Origin of the sequence: Actinomadura rubrisoli (genome assembly GCF_004349215.1) — a bacterium.
Classification (GTDB): Bacteria; Actinomycetota; Actinomycetes; order Streptosporangiales; family Streptosporangiaceae; genus Spirillospora; species Spirillospora rubrisoli.
The window spans coordinates 1-12,641 of record NZ_SMKU01000272.1; the positions used below are offsets into that span (position 1 = coordinate 1).

A 12,641-nucleotide genomic window follows, 5' to 3' on the forward strand; every position below is an offset into this window, starting at 1 on the left:
GGGCCCGGGTGGGTCGTGCTGCTGGACGGCGCGACGGCGCCGCCGGGGGTGGACAGCGGGTGCCGGCATGATCCGGCGTGGCTCGTGCGGCGGCTCGGGGGGCAGATCGCGGCGCGGATGGCGTTGGAGGACGGTAAGCCGCTGCCCGATCTGGTGGCCGAGAGCATCAAGGTGACGGTCGAGGTGCATATGGGGTGTGACCTGGAGAATCCGGATAGCCCTTCGGCCACGGTGTCGTTGCTGCGGCAGCGCGGGGACGTGGTGGAGTGGTTCGTCCTGGCCGACTCGCCCATCGTGGTGGACGTGGGGGAGGTGCTCGTCTTCCGGGACGATCGGGTGGATCGGCTGCCGAGCTATACCGCCGAGGCGGTGCGGGGGGCGCGGAACAGTCCGGGCGGGTTCTGGGTGGCGAGCACGCGGCCGGAGGCGGCGTACGAGGGGCTGACCGGGGAGGTGCCGGTTGAGGGGTTGCGGCGGGCGGCGGTGCTCAGGGACGGCGCGTCCCGGCTGGTGGAGAAGTTCGGGGAGATGGGGTGGGACGGGCTGCTCCGGCTGCTGGACGAGGAGGGGCCGCGGGAGCTCGTCCGCCGGACGAGGGTCGCGGAGGCGTCGGGAACCGTCGAGCGGGGCAAGCGGTTCGACGACGCCACCGCGGTGCTGGTGCGCTTCTAGCGTGGGGCGATGTGGGGCCACCAGCCGGTGAGGTCCTCGGGGAGGTGCATGCCGTCGACCTTGAGGGTGGCGGGCATCAGCGGGAAGCGCCGTCCGGCGGGGAAGGTCCGCTGGTAGGACGGCGGATCGAGGACGAGGACGCGGGTGCCGTTCACGGCGGGGATGTCGGCGGGCACGCCCTCGTTGTAGACCGGCTCGCCCCGGGCGTCGACGAGGTCCCACGGGCTGGAGATGACGGGCGGCCCCGGCGGGGCGTCGGCGTCCAGGAAGCAGGCGATGATCTCGGGAGCGGGTGGGGTGCCCGGCAGGCCGCCGGGACGGCCGGCGAGGGCGCCGGCGAGGAGGGTGTGCAGCTGGAAGTTGTCACCGATTCCGCCGATGGTGATCGTCCAGCCCCTGCGGCCGGCACGGTCCAGGACGAGGAGGCGCTCGTCGTCCAGGACTTGCAGGAGCCTCTGGACGTGCTCCATCTGGTGGTGGTACTTCGCGGCCTGGCCTGCGGCGAAGGCGCGGAAGTCGCGGTCCGTCAGCCCGGCGCGGACCGACGGCGCCGTCGACAGGACGGTGCAGGCCGCCATCGCGAACTGCGGCAGCGCGAACCACGACATCATCGCGGACACCGCGCCATCCGCGAGCTTGGGCGCGATCGTGTCGAAGATCGTCTGGGACGGCTGCTCCTCCTGCATGTCGGGCGGCTTGCCACCGGTGGCCTCCTCCCAGGCGCTGCCGAACGCCAGGGCCGACGCGGTCACCTCGGTGAGCCGCTCGACGACGGCGCGGCCGACGGGGACGGGGTCGGCGCCGTGCTCGATCCAGGCGCCGGCGATGACGGCGAGCCAGCCGCCGAGGTTCGGGGGCGCCTCGGCGATGCCCTCGGCCATGCGGGGCATCGCGGCGTCCTTGTCGGTGGCGGACGCCGTCTCGGACGCGCGCATCACCTGGGGGAGAAGGTCGCTGAAGGACTGGTCTTCGACGAGGGCCGCTCGGACGAGCCCGTCGCAGACCTGGAGGAACGTCATGTTGATCAGCCTGGCACAACCGCGTTCTGGAATTCGGTTCTAGAACGCGGTCATGGAGTCCCGGGATCTCGCCGACGTGCTCGCGGCCAGATCCAGCAGCGCGTCGTCGCCCGCGACCTGCTGTGCTGGGCAGGTGCGACCTGCCGCGCTGACCAGGCCGGACGGATCCCGTCCAGCAGGGGGTCAATTGATTTCGCAAGTGAGGCCCGCACCCTGTATGGTTTCACTGCGCGAGCGTCGCAGGCCCCTTTAGCTCAGTCGGCAGAGCGTCTCCATGGTAAGGAGAAGGTCTACGGTTCGATTCCGTAAAGGGGCTCCGCAGGTCAGAGGCCGTTCCCGAAGATCACCGGGGGCGGCCTTCAGCGTTCCCGGGAGCGGATTGGGAGATCAACTTTCTGGGGCGCGCCCGGTAAGGGGTGAGGAGGTCGTCCAGTACGGACACTCCGAGCGTGGCGACGGCCCCTACACCGCACGGCCCCCACCGCAGCCGCGGTTGTGGCACGCACCGCAGGAGATCCGATGCCCAGGCCTGCCCCGGCCAGGGGCTGCGGACCACGCCGCCGCGCGGCGGTGGCGTGGTCCGCGGCGCGGGCGGGCAATAGTTCTCGGCTGACGCCGAAGAGGCCGGCAAGAATGTTGAGCACGTCCTTGATGGCATCGCCAACGGAGCCTAGCGGGCACTCATGTCGAGGGTCGCCTGAAGGACGGTGGCGAGATTCATCCTGCTCCTCTGCGGGGCGGCCTGAACACTTAACTCTCGATATCCCACTAAAGGCCGTGCGATGCCTATGTTGAGGTAGATTATTGGGAGATTCTATTGCCCCGCTATTGGCGCCCGTTTAGCGAAGGGTGACCAAAGCGTTCGAAAGACCTACCCTTCGTGTGGCTCTGTGTATGCAAGTCGGAGCCATGGGTAATTGCCTAGCCATGGTCATGCAACGCCCCCCTTGGTGGAAGAACTCGGTCTTCTACTGCCTCAACGTCAAGACCTTCAGCGACGGCAACGGTGATGGATGGGGAGACTTCCCGGGTCTGACCCAGCGGCTCGACTATCTGAAGTGGCTGGGTGTGGGCTGTATCTGGCTGATGCCCTTCCACCCGAGCGAAGACCGTGACGACGGCTACGACATCACCGATTACTACGCGGTAGACGAGCGGCTGGGAACACTCGGTGATTTCGTGGCGTTCGTTCACGAGGCCCGCGCGCACGGCATCCGGGTGATCGGCGACCTGGTGATCAACCACACCTCGGCGCGGCATCCCTGGTTTCTCCGCAGTCGCGAGGGCCGCGACTCGCCGTACCGCTCCTGGTACGTGTGGGTGGACGAACCCCCGCCCGGTGATGGCGAGCCGATCGCCGTCTTTCCCCATGACGACCCATCGCCTTGGCGATACGACGACAGGACCGATCAGTACTATCTCCATCAGTTCTATCGTCACCAACCCGATCTCAATCTGGCCAATCCGGAGGTACGTGCGGAGATCGAGAGGGTCGTCGGATTCTGGTTGCAGCTCGGATTGTCGGGATTCCGGGTCGACGCCGCACCGCACCTCATGCTGGGAACGGGACGAGGAGGCCAGACCAGTGCCTGCGATGTCCATGCCTACATCGCCGAGCTGCGATCCTTTGTGACGAGCAGGTGTCCCGACGCCATCCTGCTCGGTGAAGTGAACCGTCCCTACAAGGAGGCCGCCCGCTTCCTCGGTCGGCAATCCGGAACCGGGGACGAGTTGACCATGTGCCTGGACTTCGAGGGCATGCAGCAAATGCACCTCGCCTTGGCCAGGCGCGACCCCCGGCTGCTGACCGAGAGCATACTCAGACGCCCCGTTCCGCCGGGCACGGGCCGCTGGGCCTCGTTTGTCCGCAACCACGACGAACTGGTTTTGGACCTGCTGTCAGAGGACGAGCGGAATGCGGTCTTCCAGGCATTCGGGCCGGACGAGAACATGAAGTATCAGGGGCGCGGCCTACGTCTACGGCTGCCGACCATGATGCGCGGAGACCTGCGCCGGATCAAGATGGTGTACAGCCTGCTGTTCTCCTTGCCCGCCACGGTGGTCCTGCTGTACGGCGAGGAAATCGGCATGGGCGAAGATCTGGAAGCGAGGGGCCGTCTTTCGGTTAGATGCCCCATGCGATGGGAGCCCGGATCCGGCTCCGATGCCGCCTCTTCCGCTCCTCCCGTGAAGCCGGTCACTCAAGAGCGCGACCCTGACGGCGTCTGCGTGCAGGCCCAGCGTGACGATCCGGACTCTCTGCTGTCGTGGATCAGACTGCTCATCCGGCTCTCGCGTGAGTACACCGCGTTCGGCGGCGACGACTTCCTTCCCCTGGAGACCGCGGCCGCCCACGCGCTGGCACACCTGCGCCAGCACGAAGGGCAGAACGTGCTGTGCCTGCACAACTTCTCCAAGGAGCCCGCCGAGGCCGCCGTCCGGCTCGAACTCGGTGAACGCGAAGGCCCCATCGAGCTGACCGACCTTCTTCATCCCGGTGATTCTTACCAAGCCGAGCCCAGTGGCGATGCCGTGGTGCGCCTGGACGCCTATCAGAGCCGCTGGCTCAGCGTCGCGGAAGGCGAGCGGCACCTCCAGTGAATTCCTACACAGCAGTATTCGCCCCGGCAGGCAGCGTGTTGTTCACCGTGGGGAGCGTGCTGGCCAGATTGGGGGCGATATCGCTCTCCCTCAGCATGATCCTGCTGCTCTCCATGAACTACGGCTCGTTCGCGCTTGTCGGGTTCTTGTCGGCGACGGGCCTGATCGCGCTCGTCGTCCTCCATCCCTGGACGGCCCGGCTCACCGACAGGCATGGGCAGGGGAAGGTGACCGCCGCAGCGGCGGGCATCGCCGCGTTGAGTTACGCCGCTTTCCTTGCCTGCGCCCATTGGAAAGCGCCCGCCTGGACGCTTTTCCCAGCCTATGCCCTGGCCATGGGCTCTTCCCCGAACGTCAGCGGCATGGTCCGCCGACGGTGGGCCCACCTGCACGACGGATCCACCCGGCGCGCCGCCAACGCGGTCGAGCAGGTAGCCGACGAGCTGTGCTTCCTGAGCGGCCCCATCCTGGCCACCATCCTGGTCACCTCGGTCTTCCCCGAGGCGGGCGTACTGGCCTCCGGCGTTCTCCTCGTCACAGGAATGCTGCTCTTCGCCGGCCAGCGGCGGACCGAGCCCCCGGCCGATCCCGCCGCCGGTAGGCGCGAATCGTCCCCGCTGCGGCGCCCGTCGGTGTGGGCGGTGCTGATGCCGTACGCGCTCGTCGGGATCCTCTTCGGCGCGCTGGACGTGACGACGGTCAAGCACACCACCTCCATGGACAGCAGATCCGCCGCGGGCGTGCTGCTCTCGATGATCGCCTTGGGTTCCGCGATCTCCGGCCTGGCGTTCGGGAAGGTCCGGCCGCGGTCGGAGCCGCGCGTTCCGTTCATCGTGAGCGTCGCGGCGCTGGCCGTGCTCACCTGCGTCCCGCTCGCCGCCGCCCGGCTGCTGCCCGACAGCCTCCCGGCGATCGGCGCGGCGATGTTCGCGGTGGGCATCGGCACCGCCCCCGTGATCATCCTCGGTACGTCCATCGTGCAGGCATGTGTGCCCGAGGCCCGGTTGAACGAGGCGCTGGTGTGGCCGTCCAGCGCGATCACCGGCGGGAACGCCACCGGCAACGCCCTGACGGGCTGGATCGTGGACCATGCCGGCGACTCCTCCGGGTACTGGGTCCCGGTCGTCGTGGGCCCGGCCGCCCTGCTCGCCGCGTACGCGGGTCTTGCCCTGCACCGCCGGACCGACGACGACTGCGTCGCCGCCGAGGACGTGGGAGTGTGAGATCGTTCTGGGTCGCGGCGCGGGGTGTCCTGATTCGCTCCATACCGGGCCCTGTGGTAGCGTCCCACCGGTTCCAGCAGGGCGTTTCGCAGGTCATCGGCGCAGCCGGTAGCCTGAGTGGCAGCCCGGGGGCCCGTGGAACCGATTCCCCGATCATGGTCCGGGCATTTGTGTTTCCAGGGTCCGGTGAGCATCCGGTATCCTTGCAATCCGGTCCACACCGACCATCGCGGCGGGGTAGCTCAGTCAGGCAGAGCAAGCGGCTCATAATCGCTGTGTCGCCGGTTCAAGTCCGGCCCTCGCTACTACCCATGTCTCTCACCTCCTCCCGGGGGTGAGAAGGCTGGGTCGAATCGCCGGCCACCCGTCCCGGGCGGCCGAGGTACGTAGTCCATGTCCCTAGCTCAGAAAGGCACTCCATCGTGGCTGCCACCGACGTACGGCCGAAGATCACGCTGGCCTGCCAGGAGTGCAAGCACCGCAACTACATCACGCGGAAGAACCGGCGCAACGACCCGGACCGCCTTGAGATCAAGAAGTACTGCCCCAACTGCCGAACCCACCGCCCGCACCGCGAAACCCGCTAGCCAAGGTTCGGACGGGAAGTACTGCCCGCTGCGCTCCCACACGGGGCCGGCACCCACCGCCCGCACCGCGAAACCCGCTAGTCGAGCTTCGGGCGGGGACGGGAAGTACCGCCTGCCGCGCTCCCACGCGGCGCCGGGACGCACCGCACCGCGAACCCGGCTGATCTCACGGGCCCGGACGGGGACCCCGTCCGGGCTGTCAGCTCCTAATGCCGGTTCACAGTGACCTCAGCTTGCACGCGAGCGCGCTACCTGACCGGGGATGCGAAGCCGAAGGCGAGCATCCCCGGGAAGATCGCGAAGCGATGTCGCGTCTCGCCCAATCACGGTCAAGGTGCGAGCCGCCAGGCGAGCGCCTTGGGCCGAGATTGAATCAATACAGCCCGTCTTCGCCGGTGAGACCCGCGAGGGCGGGCTGAACGTCGTTCTGTTACGGTCCGTTCGAGTACGAGTAGGCATGTGCTTGGGCGCGGGCACACGGGCCGCGGGGCCCTGTTCCACCTTGGAGGGACGGATTGCATGGCACTCAACCGTGATTTCATTGGGCGGAGCTTCCCGCCCAGCGAGCCGTACGAGGTCAGCCGGGTGAAGATCCGGGAGTTCGCGGACGCCATCGGCGACCAGAACCCGATCTACCGCGACCAGGAGGCCGCCAAGGCGGCCGGGCATCCCGACGTCATCGCGCCGCCCACCTTCCCGATCGTCGTGTCGCTCACCGATCCAGGGCTCGCCGATCCCGCGCTCGGCCTGAACTACGCGATGGTCGTGCACGGCGAGCAGCGGTTCGAGTACAGCCGTCCGCTGCGCGCGGGGGACGTGGTGACCTGCACCTCGACGATCACCGAGATCAGGTCGATCGGCAGCAACGAGAAGATGGTCCTGGAGACCGAGGTGAGGACGGCCGAGGGCGAGCTGGTCTGCAAGTCCTACAACACGATCGTGGAGCGGGGGGCCTGATGGGCGCCAAGGTGAACTACGCGGACGTCGAGGTCGGCAACGAGATCCCTGCGCAGACCTACGCGATCGACCGGGCCGACCTGGTGCGGTACGCGGGCGCGTCCGGCGACTTCAATCCGATTCACTGGCGGGAGCCCGTCGCCAAGGCCGTCGGGCTGCCCGACGTGATCGCGCACGGCATGTACACGATGGCGCAGGGCGGACGGTTCGTCACCGACTGGGTCGGGGACCCGGGCGCCGTGGTCGACTACGGGGTACGGTTCTCGACGCCGGTCGTGGTGCCCGACGAGGGCGGTGCGACGCTGGTGATCAGCGGCAAGGTGGAGGAGAAGCTCGACGGCAACAAGGTCGTCGTGGCGCTCACCGCCCGGTCGAACGAGCAGAAGGTCCTCACGCGCGCCAAGGCCGTCGTCCAGCTCGCCTGAGGCACAGCGGAGGCGTTCCCGTCCGCGCGGCGCGGACGGGAACGCGCGGGGAGGGGAAGACGACGTGGCGGTGTTCGCTGAAGAGGTGAACCTGGCCGGATACACCACGTTGCGGCTGGGCGGCCCCGCCCGGCGCTTCGTCGAGGCGACGACCGAGGCGGAGCTGGTCGCCGCCGTCCGCAAGGCGGACGACGAGGACGAGCCGGTGCTCGTGCTCGGCGGCGGCAGCAACGTGGTGGTGTCCGACGACGGGTTCCCCGGCACCGTCGTGCACGTCGGCACCCGCGGGACGGAGCGTGTCGCGGGTGAGGGCGGCCGCGTCCTGGTGCGGGTCCAGGCCGGTGAGGACTGGGAACCGTTCGTCGCCCGCTGCGTCGCGGACGGTCTCGCCGGGGTGGAGTGCCTGTCCGGCATCCCCGGACGCGTCGGCGCCACCCCGATCCAGAACGTGGGCGCGTACGGGCAGGACGTCAGCGAGACGATCGTGGAGGTCCGCGCGTACGACCGGCGGGCCCGCGCGTGTGTCACGCTCGACCGCGACGCCTGCCGGTTCACCTACCGGAACAGTGTCTTCAAGGGCTCCGACCGGTACGTGGTCCTGGACGTGACGTACGCGCTCCGCGAGGCCGAGGAGTCGCAGCCGGTCGCCTACGCGGAGCTGGCGAAGAGGCTGGGCGTCCAGCCGGGCGAGCGGGTGACGCTCAAGGAGGCGCGCGACGCCGTCCTGGAGCTGCGCCGCGGGAAGGGCATGGTCCTGGACGCGGCGGACCCCGACACGCGCAGCGCGGGGTCGTTCTTCACCAACCCGATCCTGGAGCCCGCGCAGCTCGCCGACCTGGAGCGGCGCGTGGCGGAACGGCTCGGGCCGGACGCGGTGTTCCCCCGCTATCCCGAGGGCGACGGCCGTACCAAGACGTCGGCGGCGTGGCTGATCGACCGCGCGGGCTTCGCCAAGGGGCACGCGCTCGGCCCGGCGCGGATCTCCACCAAGCACACCCTGGCCCTCACCAACCCGGGCGGCGCCCGTACCGCCGACCTGCTCGCGCTGGCCCGCGAGGTCCGCGGCGGCGTCCGCGGCGCGTTCGGGGTCGAGCTGGTGAACGAGCCGGTCTTCGTCGGCGTCGCCCTCTGAATCGCCGCTGGTAGCCTGGGTGCGTCGAGGGGGAGTAGTCCCAATCGCGTGATCGACATGCTGGCGCCGCGGACGGCGCCCGGTCGCGCGGGCCTCGGGTAGGGCGCCGCAGCGCGCGCCCCACCGGAGGCGGACGAGACCTTCGGCCCGGCAGTCATGCCGGGTCGAGGTCGCGTGCCCGAACGGCGCTCCCGCCCCTCCGCCCGGCATCCGAGCGAGAGGGCCCCGTGTACGCGTTCATCCTCAGCCTGGCCGTCATCTTCGTCGCCGAGCTCGGCGACAAGAGCCAGCTCATGGCCATGACCTTCGCCACCCGCTTCCGCGCGCTCCCCGTCCTGGTCGGCATCACGGCCGCGACCGCGCTCGTCCATCTGGCGAGCGTGGCCGCCGGGGCGGCGCTCGGCGCGGCGATCCCCACCGGCCCGATCTCGATCCTCGCCGGCGTGGCATTCCTCGGGTTCGCGCTGTGGACGCTGCGCGGGGACGAGCTGGACGACGAGGAGCGCGACAAGGCCAAGCGGGCCACGGGATCGGCGATCCTCGCCGTGGGCGGCGCGTTCTTCCTGGCGGAGCTCGGCGACAAGACGATGCTCGCCACCGTCACCCTCGCCGCCGACCACGGCGGTCTTCTCGCGCTGACCGGTGTCTGGGCGGGCTCGACGGTCGGCATGGTCGCCGCCGACGCGCTGGCCATCGTCGTCGGGCAGATGCTGGGCAGGCGGCTTCCCGAGAAGGTCATCAAGTACGGCGCGGCGGCCGGTTTCGCCGTCTTCGGCGTCCTGCTGCTGATCGAGGGCCTCACCGCCTGACGGCGCGGGGCGGCCGCAGGGTCAGGAGGGAAGCCAGGCGTCCACGCCCGCCAGGAGGCGGTCGCGGACGTCGCTCGGAGCGGCGGACGCGCGGATCGACTGCCGGGCCAGCTCCGCCAGCTCGACGTCGGAGAAACCGTGCTCGGCGCGGACGAGGTCGTACTGCCGGGCCAGCCGCGAGCCGAACAGCAGCGGGTCGTCCGCGCCGAGCGCGATCGACGCGCCCGCCTCGAACAGCCGCCGCACCGGCACGTCCGCCGCCGTCGCCGCCACGCCGAGCCCGACGTTCGAGGCGGGGCAGACCTCCAGCGTCACGCCCCGCTCCACGATCCTCGCCAGTAGCCGCGGGTCCTCCACGGCCCGGACCCCGTGGCCGATGCGGTCGGCGTCCAGCGTCTCCAGGCATTCCCGGACGCTCGCCGGGCCGAGCAGCTCCCCGCCGTGCGGGTCCGACAGCAGCCCGCCGCGCTTGGCGATCCGGAAGGCCCCCTCGAAGTCGTACGCGCGGCCGCGCCGCTCGTCGTTGGACAGCCCGAACCCGACCACGCCCTGATCGGTGTACCGGACGGCCAGCCGCGCGAGGGTCTTGGCGTCCAGCGGGTGCCGGGTCCGGTTCGCCGCGATCACCACGCCGATCCCGACCCCGGTCGCCGCCGAGGCCGTGCGCGCCGCGTCCAGCACCAGCTCCACGGTCGGGGTCAGCCCGCCGAAGCGCGCCGCGTAGCCGCTCGGGTCCACCTGGATCTCCAGCCAGCCCGAGCCCTCCGCCGCCTCGTCCTCCGCGGTCTCGCGCAGCAGCCGCCGCAGGTCGTCCGGCGTCTGCAGGACGGAACGGGCGATGTCGTACAGCCGCTGGAAGCGGAACCAGCCCCGCTCGTCGGTCGCGTGGAGCCGGGGCGGCCAGTCCTCCACGAGGGCCTCGGGTAGGTGGACGCCGTGGCGGGCGGCCAGCTCCACCAGCGTGGAATGCCGCATTGATCCGGTGAAGTGCAGGTGCAGGTGCGCCTTCGGGAGCAGGGCCACGTCCGGACGGGGAGAAACGAGCGCCACGTGGGCGCCGTCCTGACGGTCCGGCGCGGAGCGGTCCTGGGCCGGGCGGGGTGACACGGTACGGGCCTCCATGGACCAATGTTGCCGGATCCCGTCGCGTCCCGAACCCCCGCCCCTCCAGGATCACCTGACCGGACTACCTGCCATGACTCACCACGGCCATGCCGCCCATGGGCATTCCCGAAAAAACTTGAGAATCGCGTGCAACCCGGCCCTGGGACCGCGCGTATATGAGGGGCGCAAGTGACAGACGGGCAGAAGGGAAACACGATGATCACGCTGAAGGCCGCCTTGATCGCGGCGTCCGCGGTCGGTGCCGTCGCCGTTGGCGGCGGTGCGACGTGGGCGATGACCGGCTCCCATCAAGAGGCCGGCCTCCAGTCCGGCGAGTCGAAGACGGCGGCCGTCCGCCAGCTGAAGGACGTCGCGCCCAGCCCCGCTCCCACCTGCCTGCCGGCCAAGCCCGGCGTTCCCGGCGTCCCCGGCGCCAAGGTCCCGGCCGGCAAGCTGCCCACCGGCGACCTGCCCACCGGCGACCTGCCCACCGGCAACCTGCCCGGCGCGAAGCTCCCGGACGCCAAGCTCCCTGGAGGCAAGGTGCCCGACGCCAAGGTTCCCGGAGGGAAGCTGCCCGACGCCAAGGTCCCCGACGCTCGCGTTCCGGGCGTCCCGCTCCCGCACGGGAAGCCGCCGAAGGACGGCCTGCCCAAGGTCGAGGTCCCCAAGCCCGGCATCGCGGCCCCGGGGAAGCCGTCGGTCCCCGGCGCGCCCTCGACCCTGCCCACCTGCCTGCCGGACGCCAAGCAGCTGCCCAAGGGCACCCCGTCGACCGCGCCGTCCCCGCGCGTTCCCGGCGTGCCTTCCGTGCCCGGCGTGCCCGCCGTGCCCGCCGTCCCGGGGCTCGACTGCTCCAAGCTCCCGCCCGCGGTGAAGGTCGGCGGCCCGGTCGAGAAGGCCGTCATGCTGCCGAAGGGCCTGCGCTACGTCTCCACCACCCCCGGCTCGAAGGCGCTGCAGAAGAAGAAGGTCTGCGCCGTCACGCAGAAGTGGGCCGGTAAGGCCGGGCAGTGGCTGACCGTGGAAACCCTGAAGACCCCCGCTGGCATGACCCAGAATCAGCTGCGCAACGCGCTGGGGCTGCCCGGAGGCGGAACCCCGGTGACCGTGGGTGGGGCGGCCGCCTGGCAGGGCCCGGGCGGTGGCGGCGTGCTGCTGTTCGACCCGAGCGGCTACTCCCTGTTCGTCAACGGCAGCCCCGTCCTCGCCGGTGGCCTTCAGGACGTGACCGCCGCCCTGCGGCAGGCCCAGTAGGAACCTGGACGGGCGGCTCCGGCGCGGGAGCCGCCCGTCCTCTGCGGCGGTATCCGCTCTAGCCGGACGGAGCACAGTGGGGCGTCGAGACGACGAGTCGTTCGTGGAGTTCGTTGCGGGACGCGGCAATGCCCTGCTGCGTACCGCGTCATTGCTGTGCGGCGCCCATCAGGACGCCGAGGACATGCTGCAGACCGCGCTGGAGAAGGCGTACAGGCACTGGGGACGCCTGGACGCCGACACCGATCCCGAGCCCTACGTCCGCCGGATCCTGGTCAATCTCGTGATCAGCCGGTCCCGGCGGTGGAAGGTGCTGCGGGAGATACAGATGGCCCGACTGCCCGAGACGCCCGCCGTCTCGTCCGACCACGCCGTGGAGCTACGGGGGACGCTCATGAAAGAACTGCGCAAGCTGGGACCGCGGCAACGCGCGGTGCTCGTCCTGCGCTTCTGGGAGGACCTCTCAGAGGCGGAGACGGCTCAGGCGCTCGGCTGTTCCGTCGGAACGGTCAAGAGCCAGGCTTCCCGGGGGCTCGCCAGGCTCCGGGAGCGTCTCGACAAGAACCTGGCGCCACTGGGGAGCTGAGCGATGGATCTGGAGAGTGAACTGCGGAGGGCCATGGCCGAGCAGGTGGCCGAGGCGACCGCACCGCCATCGCTCGTCGCGGACGTCAAGCGCCGGCACCGGCGCCGGGCGACCAGGATCCGCGCCACGGTCGGTGCGGCCGCCGCGTCCGTCGTCGCGCTCGCCCTGGTGCCCACCTACCAGTCGTTCCGGGCCACACCTGCCGGAGCGCCCGAGACGACGGCATCACCGAACGGTGTCTCGGTGCTCCAGCAGCCGGAACGGCCGCC

At 70.3% G+C, this 12,641-nt stretch carries 13 protein-coding genes and 2 tRNA genes; 13 read left to right on the forward strand and 2 right to left on the reverse strand.

The genetic code is table 11. The features are described 5' to 3' along the window. On the forward strand, positions 1-672 hold a 672-nt coding region (locus E1298_RS34795), incomplete at its 5' end, for a hypothetical protein (RefSeq protein ID WP_131900951.1). On the opposite strand, the gene E1298_RS34800 is transcribed toward E1298_RS34795, so the two are convergent. Further along, positions 669-1,691 carry a hypothetical protein gene (locus tag E1298_RS34800; RefSeq protein WP_131900953.1) on the reverse strand — a complete coding sequence of 341 codons (1,023 nt, stop codon included), beginning with the start codon at positions 1,689-1,691 and terminating at the stop codon, positions 669-671. The two genes, E1298_RS34795 and E1298_RS34800, sit on opposite strands and share 4 nt — an antisense overlap. A 243-nt stretch (positions 1,692-1,934) precedes the next feature. On the opposite strand from E1298_RS34800, the gene E1298_RS34805 reads away from it, so the two are divergent. The 9 genes from E1298_RS34805 (at position 1,935) to E1298_RS34845 (ending at position 9,425) form a co-directional block, all read left to right on the forward strand. Then, positions 1,935-2,007, forward strand: a tRNA-Thr gene (locus E1298_RS34805). Positions 2,008-2,618: 611 nt separating this feature from the next. Beyond that, complete coding sequence (locus E1298_RS34810; protein ID WP_131900955.1) at positions 2,619-4,292, forward strand: alpha-amylase family protein; 1,674 nt, start codon at positions 2,619-2,621, stop codon at positions 4,290-4,292. 56 nt (positions 4,293-4,348) lie between these two features. Continuing rightward, positions 4,349-5,515 (forward strand): MFS transporter, encoded by a 1,167-nt coding sequence (locus tag E1298_RS34815; protein WP_131900957.1) that lies wholly within the window; start codon positions 4,349-4,351, stop codon positions 5,513-5,515. 231 nt (positions 5,516-5,746) lie between these two features. Continuing rightward, positions 5,747-5,820, forward strand: a tRNA-Met gene (locus tag E1298_RS34820). A gap of 117 nt (positions 5,821-5,937) precedes the next feature. After that, positions 5,938-6,102: a 50S ribosomal protein L33 gene (gene rpmG, locus E1298_RS34825; protein WP_026404241.1), complete on the forward strand. Its 165-nt coding sequence runs from the start codon at positions 5,938-5,940 to the stop codon at positions 6,100-6,102. A gap of 519 nt (positions 6,103-6,621) precedes the next feature. Then, the gene (locus E1298_RS34830) at positions 6,622-7,059 is read left to right on the forward strand and encodes a MaoC family dehydratase N-terminal domain-containing protein (RefSeq protein WP_131900959.1); all 438 of its coding nucleotides are present in this window, start codon (positions 6,622-6,624) and stop codon (positions 7,057-7,059) included. Beyond that, complete coding sequence (locus E1298_RS34835; protein ID WP_131900961.1) at positions 7,059-7,484, forward strand: MaoC family dehydratase; 426 nt, start codon at positions 7,059-7,061, stop codon at positions 7,482-7,484. Before E1298_RS34830 ends, E1298_RS34835 begins: the two co-directional genes overlap by 1 nt. 64 nt (positions 7,485-7,548) lie before the next feature. After that, positions 7,549-8,616, forward strand: coding sequence for a UDP-N-acetylmuramate dehydrogenase (locus E1298_RS34840; protein WP_131900963.1), 1,068 nt, complete (start codon positions 7,549-7,551; stop codon positions 8,614-8,616). Between the two features lie 227 nt (positions 8,617-8,843). Beyond that, entirely contained in the window at positions 8,844-9,425 is a 582-nt protein-coding gene (locus E1298_RS34845) for a TMEM165/GDT1 family protein (RefSeq protein ID WP_131900965.1), read from the forward strand. A gap of 21 nt (positions 9,426-9,446) precedes the next feature. Here the strand turns inward: E1298_RS34845 and E1298_RS34850 are convergent, their stop codons facing one another. Beyond that, complete coding sequence (locus tag E1298_RS34850; RefSeq protein ID WP_243725993.1) at positions 9,447-10,400, reverse strand: adenosine deaminase; 954 nt, start codon at positions 10,398-10,400, stop codon at positions 9,447-9,449. A gap of 345 nt (positions 10,401-10,745) precedes the next feature. On the opposite strand from E1298_RS34850, the gene E1298_RS34855 reads away from it, so the two are divergent. From E1298_RS34855 to E1298_RS34865, 3 genes are all read left to right on the forward strand, one after another. Further along, on the forward strand, positions 10,746-11,786 hold the full coding sequence (locus E1298_RS34855; protein WP_131900969.1) for a hypothetical protein: 1,041 nt from the start codon (positions 10,746-10,748) through the stop codon (positions 11,784-11,786). Between the two features lie 76 nt (positions 11,787-11,862). Then, complete coding sequence (locus E1298_RS34860; RefSeq protein ID WP_131900971.1) at positions 11,863-12,372, forward strand: SigE family RNA polymerase sigma factor; 510 nt, start codon at positions 11,863-11,865, stop codon at positions 12,370-12,372. Between the two features lie 3 nt (positions 12,373-12,375). Then, positions 12,376-12,641, forward strand: a 266-nt coding sequence (locus E1298_RS34865; protein WP_131900973.1) for a hypothetical protein, incomplete at its 3' end; no start/stop codon positions are given.

Bases quoted from the DNA above. Each gene is read 5' to 3' on its own strand.
- E1298_RS34850 (WP_243725993.1), bottom strand. From the start codon at position 10,400: ATGCGGCATTCCACGCTGGTGGAGCTGGCCGCCCGCCACGGCGTCCAC.
- E1298_RS34855 (WP_131900969.1), top strand. From the start codon at position 10,746: ATGATCACGCTGAAGGCCGCCTTGATCGCGGCGTCCGCGGTCGGTGCC.
- E1298_RS34835 (WP_131900961.1), top strand. From the start codon at position 7,059: ATGGGCGCCAAGGTGAACTACGCGGACGTCGAGGTCGGCAACGAGATC.
- E1298_RS34810 (WP_131900955.1), top strand. From the start codon at position 2,619: ATGGTCATGCAACGCCCCCCTTGGTGGAAGAACTCGGTCTTCTACTGC.
- E1298_RS34830 (WP_131900959.1), top strand. From the start codon at position 6,622: ATGGCACTCAACCGTGATTTCATTGGGCGGAGCTTCCCGCCCAGCGAG.
- E1298_RS34800 (WP_131900953.1), bottom strand. From the start codon at position 1,691: ATGACGTTCCTCCAGGTCTGCGACGGGCTCGTCCGAGCGGCCCTCGTC.